Origin of the sequence: Microbulbifer thermotolerans, from assembly GCF_001617625.1 — a bacterium.
Taxonomy (GTDB): domain Bacteria; phylum Pseudomonadota; class Gammaproteobacteria; order Pseudomonadales; family Cellvibrionaceae; genus Microbulbifer; species Microbulbifer thermotolerans.
In genome coordinates, this window is the sequence record NZ_CP014864.1 from 3,095,334 (window position 1) to 3,111,501 (window position 16,168).

Genomic DNA, 16,168 nt, shown 5'->3' on the forward strand with positions numbered 1-16,168 from the left:
TCCCGAAAAATAGTAGAGCAGTTTGCTACATTCAGATGACATTTTTTTGACAGAGAACCGCATGGTACCCGACACCGAACGCTACGCCGCCCTCGACCTGGGCTCCAACAGCTTCCATTTGTTGCTGGCGGAATTCCGCGACCAGCGCATGGTGCGCTTGCACACGGACAAAGCCATGGTCCGGCTGGCGGAGGGACTGGACGAAAAGCGCAATCTGGACACGGCCGTGGCCGAACGAGCCCTGGACGCACTGCATCGATTCCGTCCGGTACTGGCGGAACTGCCCGCGGACCACATCCGCGTTGTGGGCACCAACACCCTGCGCGCCGCCGCCAACGCCGACGGCTTCCTCGAGTCCGCCGAATCCATCCTGGGCGCGCCAATCGAAATTATCAGCGGTATAGAAGAGGCCAGACTGATTTACAGTGGCGTTATGGCCGCCGCCGACGGCCCCCCGAGGCTGCGCTGCGTAGTGGATATCGGCGGCGGTTCCACCGAATTGGTGCGCGGTTACGAAACGCCGCAACAACTGCAAAGCCTCTATATGGGCTGCGTGTCTTTCAGCAAGCGCTTCTTTGCCGACGGCATCGTCTCCAGTAACACCGTCAACCATTTTAACCGCGCCCACCGCGCCGCTCGGGCGGAACTACAAGAGCTCCAACACTTAGCGGAAGGGGCTCAAGTGATCGGCAGCTCCGGGACCATCAAGGCGGTGGCGAGGGTTCTCTATGGCGGCGAGCTTGCGGAGATCAAGCGCGAGGATATCGACAAGCTGGCGGCAAAAGTGGCCGACGCCAAGCACATTGCCGACCTGGACCTGCCCGACCTGGACAGCGAGCGGCGCCCGGTATTCGCCGCGGGCCTGGCGATACTGCACGCAACCTTTTGTGAGCTGGATATCCAGACAATGCAGGTTTCCCCCTACGCCATCCGCGAGGGCATAGTGCACGATCTGGCCGGGCGCCTGCACGGTGGGGACCGCCGCGCCGATACAGTGGCGGCGCTGATGCAACTTTGGCAGGTAGGCACGGCACAGGCCCGACGCGTTGGCGACACCGCCCTGGCCCTGCTGCACCAGCTGCGCCCAAAAACGGGCAGCGAGGAATTGCAGCGGCTGCGCTGGGCGGCGCAATTGCACGAAATAGGCCTGGCACTGTCCCACAGCGACTTCCGCAAGTTGGGCGCCTATATGATCGAGCACGCGGACCTGGCCGGTTTCGCCAAGACAGAACAGGAATATCTGGCCTATCTGCTGCGCAATCAGCGCGGGCGTATCAAGCCGCCGCGGGAACACTATGGCTTCCACCCCAACCCCGACCTGCTGCTGTGTCTGCGCCTGGCCTGTATTATCCACCGCGACCGCACCGACCGCGGCCTGGATGGCATCAAACTCAAGGCCCGCGACAACGGTTACCGGCTGCGCCTGCCCCGGGAGTGGCTGGATCAGAACCCCGCGATTGAAGACCTTCTCCGGCAGGAGGAGGAATACTGGCAGTCGCAACCCCAGGCGCTGGAGATCAGCGAAGTTTGAGCCCGCCCACGAATTGATCAGAGGTTCCCATGAAACTCAGCGATGTCACCCTCACACACCAATACGCTGATCTGGGCGGGGCCTTCGGAAGCCGCACCACCCCCACGCCCTTCGCCCACCCCGCATTGATCCATGTGAACCCAGCGGTGCTGCAACTGCTGGGTATAGACGCAAGCGAGGCACACAATCCCGACTGGGCGCAGCTCGGCTGCGGCAAAAAGTTATTCAAGGGCAGCAAACCCTTTGCAATGAAGTACACCGGCCACCAGTTCGGCGTCTACAACCCAGATCTGGGCGATGGTCGCGCCCTCTTACTGGGGGGAATAGAAGCCCGCGGCAGACTCTGGGAACTGCACCTGAAAGGCGCCGGCAAAACCCCCTACTCCCGCTTTGGCGACGGCCGCGCGGTACTGCGCTCCACCATCCGCGAATATCTGGCCGGTGAAGCACTGACCGCCCTCGGTATCCGCAGCACCCGCGCCCTGTGCATTGTCGGCAGCGACGAGCCGGTGGTTCGGGAGGAAATCGAAACCGGCGCCATGTTGATCCGCGTGGCGGAAACCCATGTACGCTTCGGCCACTTTGAGTACCTCTTCTACACCAAGCAACTGGAGGCATTGCAACGGCTGATCGATTTTGTCTGCCAGCGCTTTATCCCCGACACCGGAGACATGGGCACCAGCGAACAGGCTGAAGCACTGCTGCGCTTTGCGACGCGCAGAAGCGCTGAGCTGGTCGCCGGCTGGCAATCGGTGGGCTTCGCACACGGGGTGCTCAACACCGACAATATGTCCATTATCGGCGACACCTTCGACTACGGCCCCTACGGTTTTCTCGACGATTATGAACCCGCCTTTATCTGTAACCACTCGGACCACACCGGCCGCTATGCCTTCGAGCAGCAACCCGGCGTAGTACTGTGGAACCTCAATGCCCTCGCCCATGCCCTGTCCGCCTTCGTCGGTGCCGAGACACTGCGCGAGTGTCTGGAAGAATTCCAGCCACACCTGATCAACACCTACGCCGCCCTGATGCGGCGCAAACTGGGCCTGACGACAGAAGAAGAAAACGACCAGAAACTCTGCGCGGATCTGCTGCAACTGCTCGCCGACAACCGGGTCGACTACACCAATTTTTTCCGCGCCCTGGCCCACTACCGCGGCGAACGCCCGCCTTCGGCGTTACTGGCGTTGCTGCCCCCAGCGGGGCACAGTGCGCTACGCCACTGGCTGGAGGGTTACGACCGGCGGCTGGCCCACGAGAACAGCGATTTCTGCCGACGCAACCGCGCCATGCGCGCCGTGAACCCCAAGTTCATACTGCGCAACTATCTGGCACAGAAAGTGATAGAGGCCGCCGAGACCGGCGATTACCGGCCCTTGCAGACGATGGTGACGCTGCTGCAGAACCCCTTCGACGAGCACCCGCAACACGAGTTCTGGGCCGCAGCGCCACCGGAGTCCGGCAAGCATATGCCGATCAGCTGCTCATCCTGAAGCCGACGGCAATGCCTGACCGCTACTACACTGGACACGGGATTCTGTCTTCTTGCGTGACCTGGTGTAATATCCTGGTCACTCAACCAAAAAGGTAAGCGACATGATGAGAACACTAATAATCGCTGCGTGCAGCCTGTTGTTCGCCCTGCAGGCCGGAGCCCAGGAAGTTGTGGGCAAATGGCGTACCATCGACGACGAAACCGGCCAGCCCAAGTCCATCATCGAAATCTACCAAAAGGGCGACAAATACTATGGTCGTGTGGTGGACCTACTGATGAAGCCGGATGACACCGTGTGCGACAAATGCCCCGGCGAACGCAAAGGGCAGAGAATCGTCGGCATGGACATCATTACCGATATGATGAAAAAAGGTGATACCTACGAGGGTGGCCAAATCTTGGACCCGGCCAAAGGTAAAACCTACGACTGCAAATTCTGGCTCGAGGGGAATGAGCTAAAGGTGCGTGGCTACCTCGGCTTCTTCTACCGCACCCAAACCTGGCAGAGAGTGGAGTAAACCGTCACCGGAATCACCGGTTTTCCGTTAGGGAAAACCGGCTTAGGCGACCTCCAGCCCGCGCCGGGGGTTCGCCAGCAGAAATACCAGCGGCACCGCCGCCAGGTTGATCCACATCAGTAGCTGAAAATCGTTCACATAGGCGATCTCCGCCGACTGCCGCGACAGCTCCTGCATAATATTCAGCGGCAGCGTCTGCAACTCCCCTGTATTCGGCAGCGTGCCCGCCAAATTCCGCGGCACTTGTAAATGTTCCCCCAGTTGTTGCTCATTGATCCACAGATTGCGGGTGAGCACGGCCATCACAATCGATACGCCCACACTGCTGCCCAGATTGCGCGACAAACTGAACAGCGCTGTGGCTTCACCGCGCAGCTGCGCCGGCAAGGTCGCATAGGCCAGCGTGGAAATTGGCACAAATACCAGACCCAGGCCAAACCCTTGCAAAACACCAGTCCACACCAACGCGGAACGGCTTACCTGCAGATTAAAACCAGCCATCAGATGTAAGGAGAAACTGACCAGGAACATACCCGCGACAATCAGCGCGCGACCGTCGACAAATTTCAGCAGGCGCCCGACCAAGATCATCGCCACCATCACCCCCAGGCCGCGGGGCATCAAAACCAATCCTGTCGCCACCACCGGATAGCCTTTCCACTGCTGCAAGTACGAAGGCAGCAGCGCCATGGTGGCCAACAAAATAATGCCGACCACAAAAATAAACACCAAGCCCGATACGTAATTGCGGTCGCGGAACAAGCCCGGCGAAAGAAAGGGTTTTTTTGTCGTCAGCGAGTGCACCACGAACAGATAGAGTCCCAGTGCCGAGGCAATGGCATAGCCCTGAATTTCCAGAGACTCAAACCAGTCCACCTGTTCGCCACGGTCCAACAGCATTTGCAACGCGCCCACCGCCAGTGCCAGCAGGCCAAAGCCAAGCGCATCAAATCGCGGCCTGGTGGTTTCCCGCTCGGGGAGAGCAAAGTAAATACCGAGCAACGACAAAATGCCGAACGGCAAATTAATGTAGAAGACCCAGCGCCACGAGTAATATTCCGTCAACCAGCCGCCCAAAGTCGGCCCCAATACGGGCCCAATCATCACGCCCACGCCCCAGAGTCCCATGGCTGAAGCGTGCTGCTCCGGCGGATAGGTATCGAGCAGAGTGGCCTGGGAAAGTGGTACCAGAGCGGCCCCGAAGACACCCTGCATCAAGCGCCAGAAAATCATCTCGTTCAGACTGCCCGCCTGACCACACAGCATGGAAGTGACAGTAAAACCGGCCACTGACCAGAGAAACAGGCGACGGCGGCCGAAGCGTTGAGAAAGGTACCCCACCGGCAACGTCATAATGGCCGCGGCGACGATGTACGACGTCAGCACCCAGGTAATCTGATCACTGCCGGCACCGAGACTCCCCTGCATATGGGGAAGAGCGACGTTGGCAATAGTGGTATCCAACACCTGAATTACTGTGGCCAACATAATGCTGACAGTAATCCACCTGCGCCGTCCTTCCGTTATGCCCGTTGCACCACTCACGGCTACAGCACTACCCGACTGTCCTCGCCGCCGCTCGCGCGCGCGGCCACTAACTTATCGTCCTCAGCGGTGTCGATGCGCACGCGGGCACTCATACCGGCGCGCAGCACCGGCGCGTTTTTGGCCGGATAAAGACGCAGGCGCACCGGCACCCGCTGCACCACCTTGACCCAATTACCGCTGGCATTTTGCGGCGGAATCAGCGCAAACTCACTGCCGCTGGCGGGGCTAAGACTGTCCACCTGGGCCTGCCACTTGAAATTAGGATAGGCATCCACCACCACTTCAGCCTGCTGACCAGGGCGCACTTCCCCGAGTTCCGTCTCCTTCAGGTTCGCTTCCACCCAGAGCCCCTCGCTGGCGAGCATGCTGATGACGTTGATACCGGCTGGAATCATCTCCCCGACCACAGGGACCTCGTTGGCGATCACCCCCGCCACGGGAGCGACAATACGGGTACGGGACAACTGGTAGCGGGCCTTGTCCAACTGTGCCTGGGCTACCTTGAGGTCGGCCTGCTCCTCCAGGGGAATCTCCGGATTACCGCCCAGCTCCGCCCGCAGGCTGGCGAGTTTTTCTGTATTGATCGCTATCTGTGCCCGCGCCCGCTGCAGCAGCTGGCGGGATTCATCCAACTGTGCCTCCGACAGGGCCACGTCGCTCAGCTTTTCATTGCGGGACAGCTGGCGGCGATAAAAGTCCGCGTCTTTGGTCGCCTGCTCCAGGGCAGCTTCCGCCTCAGCGTACTCAGCCCGGCGAGCGAGTAATTGGTTGCGCACCTGCCCCAGGTGCCCTTCAGCCTCGGCCACCGCCAACTCGAAGGGGGTTGGGTCCAGCTGCACCAGCAGCTGCCCCTGCGCCACCACCTGATTGGCCTTTACCAATACTTCGGCCACCACGCCACTTACCTCCGGCGCCAGGGAAATCTTGTCCGCTTTGACATAGGCGTTCTCGGTCTCCACGCGGCCGCCACCGCCAAACACACACCAACCTGCCACCGCCACAGCGACGACAATGCCGAGGAGAAAGCCCAGCTGCCGCGCCGGCAAATTCCCCATCTGTAGCCCCAATTTGCCCCTCAAGCTATACCTCCTCTCGTGTCAAATTCTCCCGCAACCGCGCCAGCAGACCATGCAACTGCCGCACCTCTGCCGCCGAAAAACCGGCCAGTGCCTGAGCGCGGGTCTGCTGAGCCAGGCCGCGCAACAGCTCCAGTGCCGGCTGGGCGGCTTCGGTGAGATAGATGCGGAAGCAACGCCTGTCCTCCGGGTCCGGGCGGCGCTCCACCAGCCCTTCCCGCTGCAGGTTGTCCAGCTGTCGCGTCAGACTGATCGGCGCCACATCCATACGTTCCGCCAGCTCCGCCTGCTTTTGCCCCTCTTCCCGGCTCAGATGCCAGAGCACCTGCCAACGGGAACGACTGAGGCCGTGGGCCTTGGCTCGGCGATCGAAATTGCGCCGCAACAGGCGCGCGGCGGAATGCAGCTCAATACTCATCTCAGCGGCGCTGCCTTTTGCTGCATCGAAATCTTCGGACATGCCCCCTCCTTTTGAAGGGCGCTTATTATAAGCATGCTTATAAATGTCGCAATGAGAATTCGTGCATCCTTTGATGCAACCGTGACCTTAGGGAATCGATGTTAAATAGATGCAGGCGCGCGGCTGACGCAGGGACGCTCACACTTTTGGCGGGAGCGGGGTTGATCGCACATTGAAAACAAAAAAGGGAGCGCCCCCGAGGTTCCCCCCTATAAAAATCAATTCATTGGCAGTGCTGCTGCCTCAACAGAACCGCTATTTGCTTACCCTTGGTCAGAAAAGTCTAAGGAAACTCTGATTAATTCACGTTCTGGGGGGAGAGATTCTTCGTGGGCGGATGAGAAGCTCAGGTGATAGGGTGGATATTTCGAAACCGTCGGATACAGGGATGTATCCGTCGGAGCTACAGGGAAGTACTTGTGCGTTTTCGAAAAATCCATCCTATTGCCTGAGCGCCCCGGAACCCACCGTAGTATCCCCTCGAATTAATCAGAGGTTCCCTAAGCAAATCCTCATCAAATCGAAGCCCTCTCAGGCCAGCCTCCTCACATAATGCTTTGAAGGAGGAGCAGTAGAGCACGCCACTTCCCTGCAACTTGGACTTAAATAGAAAGCGGCCTGCAACATCGCCGTCATCAAAAAACAGAGTTTCCAGGCCTACAGCCAATTCCCCATCTACATAGCGTCAGACACAGAGGCTTTCATCCTCTTTTGCAGAGGCGGCGTATTCAGACTCCGGGCCCGGAAAGATTTACCGGGCCCGGTACTGTCAGAGGCGTTATTTTTTCAACACCTCGATCCGGTCCACCTTCTGGAAGCCCCGCGGCAGTTTATTGCCGCGGCGACCGCGCTCTCCAAGGTAGTGCTCCAGTTCGGAGATTTTGATCTTGGTATGGCGTTTGCCAGCGTGAATCACCAGCTGGACATCCCCCTCCAGCACGGCGATACCCACCACAAACTCCTCGCGGCTGGCGGCGCGGGCGGCGGGGATATTAATAATCTTATTGCCCTTGCCTTTCGCCAGTTCCGGCAATTCGGAGACAGGGAACACCAGCATGCGCCCTTCGCTGGTCACCGCCGCCAGCAACGCTTCGCCGGGGTTTTCCACCACACAGGGCGGCAACACCCGCGCGCCCTTCGGCAGTGTCAGCATCGCCTTGCCCGCCTTATTGCGCGATTGCAGATCCGCCAGCTTGGCAATAAAGCCATAGCCGGCATCGCTGGCCAGCAGAACCCGCTGTTCATCGGCACCCATCAAGAGCCCCTCAAAGACAGCACCGGAAGGCGGGTTGATGCGGCCGGACAGGGGCTCTCCCTGGCCGCGCGCGGACGGCAGAGTATGGGAGGCGATCGCATAGCTGCGCCCGGTACTGTCCAGCAACAACGCCGGCTGGTTACTCTTGCCGCGGGCGGCCAGCTTGAAGCGGTCGCCGGCTTTGTAACTCAGGGCGGCCGGATCTATATCGTGTCCCTTGGCCGCCCGAATCCAGCCCTTCTCCGACAACACCACGGTGATCGGATCACTGGAAAGCAGTTCCGCTTCGCTGAAGGCCTTGGCTTCGGCGCGCTCCACAATCGGCGAGCGGCGCTCGTCACCAAATTCTTCCGCCGCCGCCAGCAGTTCTTTCTTGATCAGGGTTTTCAGGCGCCGCGGGCTGTCCAGGGTTTTGGTGAGCATATCGCGCTCTTTCTCCAGCTCCGCCTGCTCACCGCGGATCTTCATCTCTTCAAGCCGCGCCAACTGCCGCAGTTTGGTATCGAGGATATATTCCGCCTGCACGTCAGTCAGCTCGAAGCGCTCCATCAGCTCGCGCTTGGGCTCGTCGTGGGTACGGATAATTTCGATCACTTCATCAATATTGAGGAAAGCGATCAGCAAACCGGCCAGCAAGTGCAGCCGTTTTTCCACCTTGTCGAGGCGGAACTGCAGGCGGCGGCGGGTGGTTACAGTGCGGAAGCTGAGCCATTCCCCCAGGATCTTATCGAGAGACTTCACCTGTGGGCGGCCGTCGATGCCGATCATATTTAGGTTGACCCGGTAACTCTTCTCCAGGTCAGTGGTGGCGAACAGGTGGTTCATCACCGCTTCCAGGTCCACGCGGTTGGATTTCGGCACTATCACCAGGCGGGTGGGATTCTCGTGGTCCGATTCATCGCGCAGATCTGTAATCATCGGCAGCTTCTTAGCCTGCATCTGCTGCGCTATCTGCTCCAATACCTTGGCGCCACTGGCCTGATAAGGCAGCGCACTGATGACAATTTCGCCATCTTCCTTAGCCCAGATAGCGCGCATTTTGATCGAGCCACGGCCGGTCTGGTACATCTTCTGTATCTCTGCGCGCGGCGTGATGATCTCCGCCTCGGTGGGCATATCCGGGCCCAGAATATGCTCACATAGCTCCGCCACCGTGGCCTTGGGGTTTTCCAGCAGCGCCACCGTCGCATTGACCACTTCGCGCAGATTGTGCGGCGGTATATCGGTGGCCATACCCACGGCGATGCCGGTAGTGCCGTTCAGCAATATGTTGGGCACCCGCGCGGGCAACACCGCCGGCTCATCCAGAGTGCCGTCGAAGTTCGGCTGCCAGTCTACGGTGCCCTGGCCCAGTTCCGACAAGAGCACTTCCGAGTATTTGCCCATGCGCGACTCGGTGTAACGCATGGCGGCGAAAGATTTTGGATCGTCCGGTGAACCCCAGTTGCCCTGACCGTCGATCAGGGGATAGCGGTAGCTGAAGGGCTGCGCCATCAGCACCATGGCCTCGTACACGGCGCTGTCGCCGTGCGGGTGATACTTACCGATCACGTCGCCCACGGTGCGGGCAGACTTCTTGTACTTGGCGGTGTTCTTGAGCCCCAGCTCGCTCATGGCGTAGACGATACGCCGCTGCACGGGCTTCAGGCCGTCGCCGATATTGGGCAGGGCGCGGTCCAGGATCACGTACATGGAGTAGTCCAGGTACGCCTTCTCAGTGTACTCCGCGAGCGACTGCCGCTCGCTGGCCTCATAAACGGAGGTATCGGTCATACAACTCTCGTTATCTTGTGCGGAAGGAGCGGATTATGGCCGACAGGTAGCCCGGGTTCAAAGTCCAACATCTTGCTACTACCATGACCGCTAGCCATAATCGCAAAGAATCCACTGCGCAAGGAGTGTGCTATATGTGGCTTGAACAGCCTCCGGCTCCCAATGCCCCACCCAAAGCCGCAACAGCCCTGGAAATGGCCATCTACGAATTTGAAAAGAAGTGTGATGCCTATCACGCGGCCCAATACTCCCCCTCCTTAAGCAATGAATCCCCGCAAGAACGGGATAAACGCCTACGAGAGTGGCGTGAGGCACGAGAGCATCTGGAGCAGGAGCGCAGACGAATCAATACGCTCGCGTCTATTGAAGATGGGTTGGTTAAATACCGGATGGAATTCAACGCCCTGACATCCTCCCAAAGACTTGAGCGCATGCGTAAGGAAAAGCATCACCCAACCAAGGTGCTTGCCCGTCACCTGCTTGCAGAAGGAGAACCAAAACCCAGCCTACAGCATGTAGCCCACCACCTTATACCGGGGAAAGGGCGCTGGAAGCAGAAAAACCTGCTAGCGGCTCGCATCAAACTGCATCTGTCCGGCATCCGCATAAACGATCCGAGAAATGGCGTATGGATACCAAACTTGAAAACACACAAAAATCACTGGGCCACACCCGAAGCCCCAACACATAAATCCATACACGGCGTAAACTATGAGCACTGGATTTCAGTCCAATTTCTTCCAATCCCTCCCGGGCCAACCTTCGTCGCCAAATTGAGAGACGTTAAAATGAAAATTAAAAGCGGCACCTATCCGGTAAAAATCGAAAGCCCAAAAGATCCATTGTGGAGCGGCAAATAATGAATCTCTACAGACTAAAGAATGATGAAAAGTCGTTCAAAGAGCTTTCCTTAGACTGCGTCCAACTTTATGAACAGCTCCACCTGGAAGATTCGGAATCCGGCTTGTCTGATTGTTCGGATCTGGGCACTAGCGGCAAGCCATTTCCACACCCGTGGAAACGGGTCAAATCCGACTTCGAAGCCTCTCCCATGTACCCCTCTGCAGTAAAGATCCCGAATATTTCCATATGGATAGGATCAGCATTAGTACTTTCCGAGAAAGCCAAGGCCGCGCTAAGCCTTATACTTGAGCCGCATGGAGAGTTTCTACCCGTACAGGTTCAGGAAACCAACTACTTTATATTCAACCTATTTACCTATGTCGAAGTAGACGAGAAAAAAACCGTTTACCAATATTCCGGTGAAGATCGAACCTTCCCTGATGGAATTGAAAAGCTTGTCTTCAGTGAGAGCGATCTACGGGGAAAGTTCCTGTTCCGCTCGGGCGAAAAATCTTTTGGGGGAGTGTTTTGCACGGATGAATTCAAGCAAACCTGTGAAGAATTCGATTTGGACGGTTTGATTTTCGACGAAGATATATCCAATATCTACTAAAATTCAAAAAAATGCCTCTGACTTTCGCATTCCTACACCACCTCACCGCCTTCGCCCTGGTCTCCGCCATCGCCATAGAACTAGTGCTGCTGGGGCAAAAGTTCACGCTTGAGAAGGCGCGCAAGCTTCAAATCGTCGATCGGGTACTAGGTATTTCCGCGGGGCTACTCGTGGTGGTCGGCCTGTTGCGGGTTTTCTACTTCGAGAAGGGCAGTGCCTACTATTTCCACAACGGCGCCTTCCACGCAAAGCTGGCGCTGTTTTTTCTTGCCGCATTGCTTTCCATTTACCCAACCTTTCGCTTTGTCTCCTGGAACAAGTCCCTCAAACAGGGGAAACTGCCGGATGTCAGCGAGCGGCAGTGGAAGCGGATGCGCGGCATTGTGCATATCGAGCTGGCGGCGGTAGTCGGTATTCTGTTGTGCGCGGCCATGATGGCGAGAGGAATCGGCTACTTCGGCTGAACCGACAGGCAAGTGCATTGGCCAAACTCATACTTCACCAGGTGTCGATCGGCACCCTCCAAAATATTAACCTGGAAGTGGCGCCGGAAGAGATAGTGTGCCTGTCCGGTCCTTCCGGCGCTGGCAAGAGCCGCCTGCTCAGGGCTGTTGCGGACCTGGAACCCCACGGCGGCACTGTGAAACTGGGGAATTTGGCGCAGGGCTTAGTACCCGGCCACCGCTGGCGGCGCTCGGTGATGATGGTGCCTGCGGAGAGCGCCTGGTGGTTCGACACTGTCGGCGAACATCTGTACAAGCCCATGCCAAAAGCCCTTCACGCTCTGGGTTTCGACGAGGACGTGAGCGAATGGTCCGTCTCCCGACTATCTTCCGGGGAAAAGCAACGCCTGGCACTGATTCGAGCCCTGTCCCGCGAACCCGATGTGCTATTACTCGATGAGCCCACCGCCAATCTGGACGAGAAGACCACCCGGCAAGTGGAAGATTGGCTGATATCCGTAATCCACGCACAAAACCGCCCAGTGCTGTGGGTAGCCCACAGCCGAGAGCAAATCCGGCGGGTGGCCAAGCGGCACTTTTGCATCGAGGGTTCGAAACTGCTGGAGCTGCAGGAATGAATGCAATCGCCCTGTCCTGGTGGCAGCTGGCGCTGGCCTCCTGTCTGGTGATGGCACTGGCCGCCTGCACCTTCGCGGCGCACCTGGGCGTGGGAAAATCCCTGCTGATCGCCGCGCTGCGCACCGCCATTCAATTGGCGCTGATCGGACTGGTACTGGAAGCGCTCTTCGCAGTGGGCAGCCTCTTTTGGGTGGCGCTGATGGGACTGGCCATGCTGCTGCTCGCAGGCCGCGAAGTTGTCGCGCGGCAGAAATATCGGCTTCGTGGCGGCTGGAGTTTTGCCATAGGCACACTATCGATGTTTATCTCCGCCTTCAGCGTCACTGTGCTGACACTGGTTGCGGTCATCGGCCCCGAGCCCTGGTATCAACCCCAGTATGCGATACCGCTCCTGGGTATGCTGCTGGGCAATACCATGACCGGCGTCGCGCTCGGACTGGACCGGCTCACTGAAAGCGCGCGGCGTTCCCGCAATATTATTGAAAACCGACTGATGCTGGGGGAGACCTGGTCAGAAGCCTGCGGCGACTTCCGCCGCGAAGCCATGCGCGCGGGGCTGATGCCGATCATTAACGCCATGGCCGCCGCTGGCATCGTCTCCCTCCCCGGCATGATGACCGGCCAGATACTCGCCGGCAGCCCGCCGGCACTGGCGGTTAAATACCAGATCCTGATTATGTTCACCATCGCCGCCGGTACCGGGTTCGGTACCTTTGCCGCGGTGGCGCTCTGTTCGCGGCGGCTGTTTGACAGGCGGGAACGGTTGCGGGTGGATCGGCTGACAACAGCTGGGCGCGATCGTTTATTTACGTAAAATTTATGCTAAGGAACCTCTGATTAATTCATTCCCTGGCGGCAGAGGTTCTTCGGGGGCGGATGTAAAGCTCAGGTGATAGGACGGATATTCCGAAACCTTCGGATACAAGGAGGTATCCGGCGGAGCTACAGGGAAGTACTCGTGCGTTTTCGAAATATCCGCCCTATTGCCTGAGCGCCCCGGAACCTACCATTGTGTCCACGCGAATTAATCAGAGGTTCCTTAAATAAACGCACAAACGGATAAGAATACGGTGAGCTTCTGGGCCTAAGAAGTGGCGGCACGTGGCCGCCACAATAGATTATTACCAGTTGAAGTTAACCTCAAACTGTACAGAATTCTCCGCACCTTTGTCGCCGGTATAGCTAAAGTATGCCAGGGTACCGGAAAATCTATCGTTGAAGGTAAAGCGCGCGAAAGGCTTCAAATAAGTGTCACTCTCAATCTGAATTTCTTCGCTATAACAGTTGCTGCAATTGGCAATACTGCGATCGATATCAAAATAGCGATAGCCAACATTCATCCCCAGCGAGACGCCCTCACTGAGCGGATACAAAATACCACCATCTAAATACAGGGAGACTGCATCGATACTTGAGTCCTCCGTGTACTCATCATCTGTCCACGAGTTCTGCACTCTCTGGGAAAATTCGGCTTTATCATCGACATAAAACAAAGAGGCCCCAATCGTAAAGTTAAACAGCCCCTTTTCACCACTGTAGCTACCTCCTAGGCCAATACCGCTGTCAGCAATACCGTTAACCGTAGCCACATCGGTATTGAAATTAATAAACTCAGCGCTTATCCCCCAGCTTCCCCGGTATTCGGCACCTTCCTCGACCTGCTCTTGCGCGGCAGCAGCTGTCGATATGGCCCCCAAAACCAGCCCAAGCACCAGCTTTTTATACTTGTACATGTTTTCATTCCTTTACCAACTAAAAAAGGAGGGCGGATTAAAAACTTATGCACAATTAATTTCAACTGGGTTTAAAAATTTTTGATGAACTTATGCAGGTACAGCAGTACGTTCAAGAGCACTCAAAAAAACTGAGCTGGTATTTCGCAAACACAAGATGCAGAAACTTGTTCGTATATTTTTGAATAACAACCCCGTGAGTACCCCGGAGCCACCGCAACTTTCACACGACGCCTCCGGAAGCACCCAAGTATTGTTACACCCCCGTCAAAAGATGCTTTTCTCTCACTTCATTGATTAAACCACCGGCCTTTATGGTTTCTATCTCCTCGGGGGAAAGGTCATGGCGAAGTGCTATCGTTTCCCCGGAAGTGTTGTTTTTTATATTTACCGGCTGACCGGGTTTCAGCTGTTTCATGGGAGCGTCAATTTCCAATTCGGCATCCTGCGCCAATTTGTCGTAATCCGCGGGATCATCGAAGAGCAGTGGCAAGATGCCAAAGTTGATCAGATTTCGACGGTGGATGCGGGCCATGCTTTTGGCGATCACACAGCGAACCCCCAGGTAGCGGGGCGCTATGGCTGCGTGTTCGCGGCTGGAGCCCTGGCCGTAGTTATCACCGCCCACCACGAAGCAATCCCCGTTTAGATCCATAGCACGCTGATAGAAATTTTCGTCGACGCGGCAAAAAGCATAGCGGCTGATGGCGGGGATATTGGAGCGCAGGGGGAGTATTTCGGCACCGGCGGGGAGTATTTCGTCGGTGGACACATTGTCCCCCGCTTTGAGCAGCAGCGGCCCCTTCAATACTTCCGGCAGCTTTTCAAAATCCGGCAAGGGTTTGATATTGGGCCCCTTGACCAGCTCCACCTCAACGGGGATTTCCTGGGGCGGCTGCAGCAGCGGGCGCATATCGGACAACTGTTCCGGTTCGGTGAATTCCGGGTAATCCATATCCAGGTCGCGGGGATCGGTAATCTTTCCCGTCAGCGCACTGGCAGTGGCCACTTCCGGGCTGCACAGGTAAACCTGATCCTCCTCGGTACCGGAGCGCCCGGGGAAGTTGCGCGGCACGGTGCGCAGGCTGATACGGCCGCTGGCGGGCGCCTGCCCCATGCCGATGCAACCGCCGCAGCCGGTTTGATGCAATCTGGCACCGGCTTCCAGCAGTGTCGCCAAATCCCCGCTGCGGCTGATTTCCTCCAGCAACTGGCGCGATGTGGGGTTGATATCAAATGACACACTGTTATCCACCCGCCTGCCGGCGACCATACGCGCGGGTATGACAAAGTCCCGCAGTCCCGGATTGGCGGACGAGCCGATATAGCTCTGGTAGATTGGCCGCCCCGCCACTTCCCGCACCGGCACCACCTTGTCCGGGCTGGATGGACAGGCGATCAACGGCTGCAGTTTGGACAAGTCGATAGTGTCCTCTTCGTCGTAGGTTGCGCCCTCGTCTGCCTGCAGTGGAACAAAGTCCACTTCGCGCTGCTGCTGTTTCAGAAAGGCCTGCACCGCTTCGTCGGCGGGAAAGACGCTGGCGGTAGCCCCCATTTCCTGGCCCATATTGGCAATCACGTGGCGATCCATCGCCGTGAGCTGTTTCAGGCCGGGGCCGTGATATTCAACAATCGTGTTCACGCACCCCTTAACCGTATAGCGGCGCAGCATTTCCAGAATAATATCCTTGGCGCTGACCCACGGCGGCAGTTCACCAACCAGCTTTACGCCGAGAATTTTCGGCATCTTAATCGCGAAAGGCAGGCCGGCCATCGCCATGGCAACCTGCAGCCCGCCGGCACCTATGGCGAGCATGCCCATAGATCCGGCGGCACAGGTGTGGCTGTCGGACCCCAATAAGGTTTTTCCGGGGATGCCGAAGCAGGACATATGCACCGGGTGACTGACGCCGTTTCCCGGCCGCGAATACCAGAGACCATATTTCCGACAGGCACTCTGCAAGAACAAGTGATCGTCGGCGTTCTTAAAATCCGTCTGCAACAAGTTGTGGTCAACATACTGGGCGGATATTTCCGTTTTTACCCGCGGCAGGCCCAGGGCCTCAAATTCCAGCATCACCATAGTGCCGGTGGCGTCCTGGGTGAGCGTCTGGTCGATCTTCAGTGCGATCGTGCTGCCCGCTTCCAGGGAGCCGCTGACAAGATGGCTCTGGATCAGCTTTTGGGCGAGGTTCATTGCCATAATATTCACCTTCCTTAGTGTTTACAGCGCCTTAT

General features: G+C 57.6%; 14 protein-coding genes. 8 read left to right on the plus strand and 6 right to left on the minus strand.

The annotated features are described in order from the left end of the window. The first annotated feature begins 61 nt into the window (after positions 1-61). The 3 genes from A3224_RS12870 to A3224_RS12880 all read left to right on the plus strand — a co-directional run bounded on the left by A3224_RS12870 (position 62) and on the right by A3224_RS12880 (position 3,547). On the plus strand, positions 62-1,531 hold the full coding sequence (locus tag A3224_RS12870) for a Ppx/GppA phosphatase family protein (protein WP_067155381.1): 1,470 nt from the start codon (positions 62-64) through the stop codon (positions 1,529-1,531). Between the two features lie 29 nt (positions 1,532-1,560). Beyond that, the gene (locus A3224_RS12875) at positions 1,561-3,027 is read left to right on the plus strand and encodes a protein adenylyltransferase SelO (RefSeq protein ID WP_067155384.1); all 1,467 of its coding nucleotides are present in this window, start codon (positions 1,561-1,563) and stop codon (positions 3,025-3,027) included. Between the two features lie 103 nt (positions 3,028-3,130). Continuing rightward, positions 3,131-3,547, plus strand: coding sequence for a DUF2147 domain-containing protein (locus tag A3224_RS12880; protein WP_197462987.1), 417 nt, complete (start codon positions 3,131-3,133; stop codon positions 3,545-3,547). 42 nt (positions 3,548-3,589) lie between these two features. On the opposite strand, the gene A3224_RS12885 is transcribed toward A3224_RS12880, so the two are convergent. The 4 genes from A3224_RS12885 to parC form a co-directional block, all read right to left on the minus strand. Continuing rightward, positions 3,590-5,035: a DHA2 family efflux MFS transporter permease subunit gene (locus A3224_RS12885; protein WP_067155387.1), complete on the minus strand. Its 1,446-nt coding sequence runs from the start codon at positions 5,033-5,035 to the stop codon at positions 3,590-3,592. A gap of 59 nt (positions 5,036-5,094) precedes the next feature. Further along, complete coding sequence (locus A3224_RS12890; RefSeq protein ID WP_197462988.1) at positions 5,095-6,174, minus strand: HlyD family secretion protein; 1,080 nt, start codon at positions 6,172-6,174, stop codon at positions 5,095-5,097. A gap of 1 nt (position 6,175) precedes the next feature. Beyond that, positions 6,176-6,631, minus strand: a complete 456-nt coding sequence (locus tag A3224_RS12895) for a MarR family winged helix-turn-helix transcriptional regulator (protein WP_067155393.1) — start codon at positions 6,629-6,631, stop codon at positions 6,176-6,178. A gap of 778 nt (positions 6,632-7,409) precedes the next feature. Beyond that, positions 7,410-9,659, minus strand: coding sequence for a DNA topoisomerase IV subunit A (gene parC / locus A3224_RS12900; protein WP_067155396.1), 2,250 nt, complete (start codon positions 9,657-9,659; stop codon positions 7,410-7,412). A 134-nt stretch (positions 9,660-9,793) separates the two neighbouring features. Between parC and A3224_RS12905 the strand changes: the two genes are divergently transcribed. From A3224_RS12905 to A3224_RS12925, 5 genes are read left to right on the plus strand one after another with little or no spacing between them, the layout of a single operon-like run. Continuing rightward, positions 9,794-10,519 (plus strand): AHH domain-containing protein, encoded by a 726-nt coding sequence (locus tag A3224_RS12905; protein WP_067155399.1) that lies wholly within the window; start codon positions 9,794-9,796, stop codon positions 10,517-10,519. Further along, positions 10,519-11,115, plus strand: coding sequence for an imm11 family protein (locus tag A3224_RS12910; protein ID WP_067155403.1), 597 nt, complete (start codon positions 10,519-10,521; stop codon positions 11,113-11,115). Before A3224_RS12905 ends, A3224_RS12910 begins: the two co-directional genes overlap by 1 nt. Before the next feature lie 11 nt (positions 11,116-11,126). Continuing rightward, positions 11,127-11,579: a DUF2214 family protein gene (locus tag A3224_RS12915; protein ID WP_067155406.1), complete on the plus strand. Its 453-nt coding sequence runs from the start codon at positions 11,127-11,129 to the stop codon at positions 11,577-11,579. 17 nt (positions 11,580-11,596) lie between these two features. After that, entirely contained in the window at positions 11,597-12,196 is a 600-nt protein-coding gene (locus A3224_RS12920) for an ABC transporter ATP-binding protein (protein ID WP_067155409.1), read from the plus strand. Next, on the plus strand, positions 12,193-13,011 hold the full coding sequence (locus A3224_RS12925; RefSeq protein WP_067155413.1) for an ABC transporter permease: 819 nt from the start codon (positions 12,193-12,195) through the stop codon (positions 13,009-13,011). Before A3224_RS12920 ends, A3224_RS12925 begins: the two co-directional genes overlap by 4 nt. Positions 13,012-13,318: 307 nt before the next feature. On the opposite strand, the gene A3224_RS12930 is transcribed toward A3224_RS12925, so the two are convergent. Further along, positions 13,319-13,930 carry a hypothetical protein gene (locus A3224_RS12930; protein WP_067155416.1) on the minus strand — a complete coding sequence of 204 codons (612 nt, stop codon included), beginning with the start codon at positions 13,928-13,930 and terminating at the stop codon, positions 13,319-13,321. A 256-nt stretch (positions 13,931-14,186) separates the two neighbouring features. Next, the gene (locus A3224_RS12935; protein ID WP_067155419.1) at positions 14,187-16,133 is read right to left on the minus strand and encodes an aconitate hydratase; all 1,947 of its coding nucleotides are present in this window, start codon (positions 16,131-16,133) and stop codon (positions 14,187-14,189) included. Between the last annotated feature and the right edge of the window lie 35 nt (positions 16,134-16,168).

What these genes read in the sequence shown, in the direction of transcription:
- A3224_RS12905 (WP_067155399.1), top strand. Translation starts at nt 9,794, where the DNA reads ATGTGGCTTGAACAGCCTCCGGCTCCCAATGCCCCACCCAAAGCCGCA.
- A3224_RS12915 (WP_067155406.1), top strand. Translation starts at nt 11,127, where the DNA reads ATGCCTCTGACTTTCGCATTCCTACACCACCTCACCGCCTTCGCCCTG.
- A3224_RS12895 (WP_067155393.1), bottom strand. Translation starts at nt 6,631, where the DNA reads ATGTCCGAAGATTTCGATGCAGCAAAAGGCAGCGCCGCTGAGATGAGT.
- A3224_RS12875 (WP_067155384.1), top strand. Translation starts at nt 1,561, where the DNA reads ATGAAACTCAGCGATGTCACCCTCACACACCAATACGCTGATCTGGGC.
- A3224_RS12870 (WP_067155381.1), top strand. Translation starts at nt 62, where the DNA reads ATGGTACCCGACACCGAACGCTACGCCGCCCTCGACCTGGGCTCCAAC.
- A3224_RS12880 (WP_197462987.1), top strand. Translation starts at nt 3,131, where the DNA reads ATGATGAGAACACTAATAATCGCTGCGTGCAGCCTGTTGTTCGCCCTG.
- A3224_RS12910 (WP_067155403.1), top strand. Translation starts at nt 10,519, where the DNA reads ATGAATCTCTACAGACTAAAGAATGATGAAAAGTCGTTCAAAGAGCTT.
- A3224_RS12925 (WP_067155413.1), top strand. Translation starts at nt 12,193, where the DNA reads ATGAATGCAATCGCCCTGTCCTGGTGGCAGCTGGCGCTGGCCTCCTGT.
- A3224_RS12935 (WP_067155419.1), bottom strand. Translation starts at nt 16,133, where the DNA reads ATGGCAATGAACCTCGCCCAAAAGCTGATCCAGAGCCATCTTGTCAGC.
- parC (WP_067155396.1), bottom strand. Translation starts at nt 9,659, where the DNA reads ATGACCGATACCTCCGTTTATGAGGCCAGCGAGCGGCAGTCGCTCGCG.
- A3224_RS12930 (WP_067155416.1), bottom strand. Translation starts at nt 13,930, where the DNA reads ATGTACAAGTATAAAAAGCTGGTGCTTGGGCTGGTTTTGGGGGCCATA.
- A3224_RS12885 (WP_067155387.1), bottom strand. Translation starts at nt 5,035, where the DNA reads ATGTTGGCCACAGTAATTCAGGTGTTGGATACCACTATTGCCAACGTC.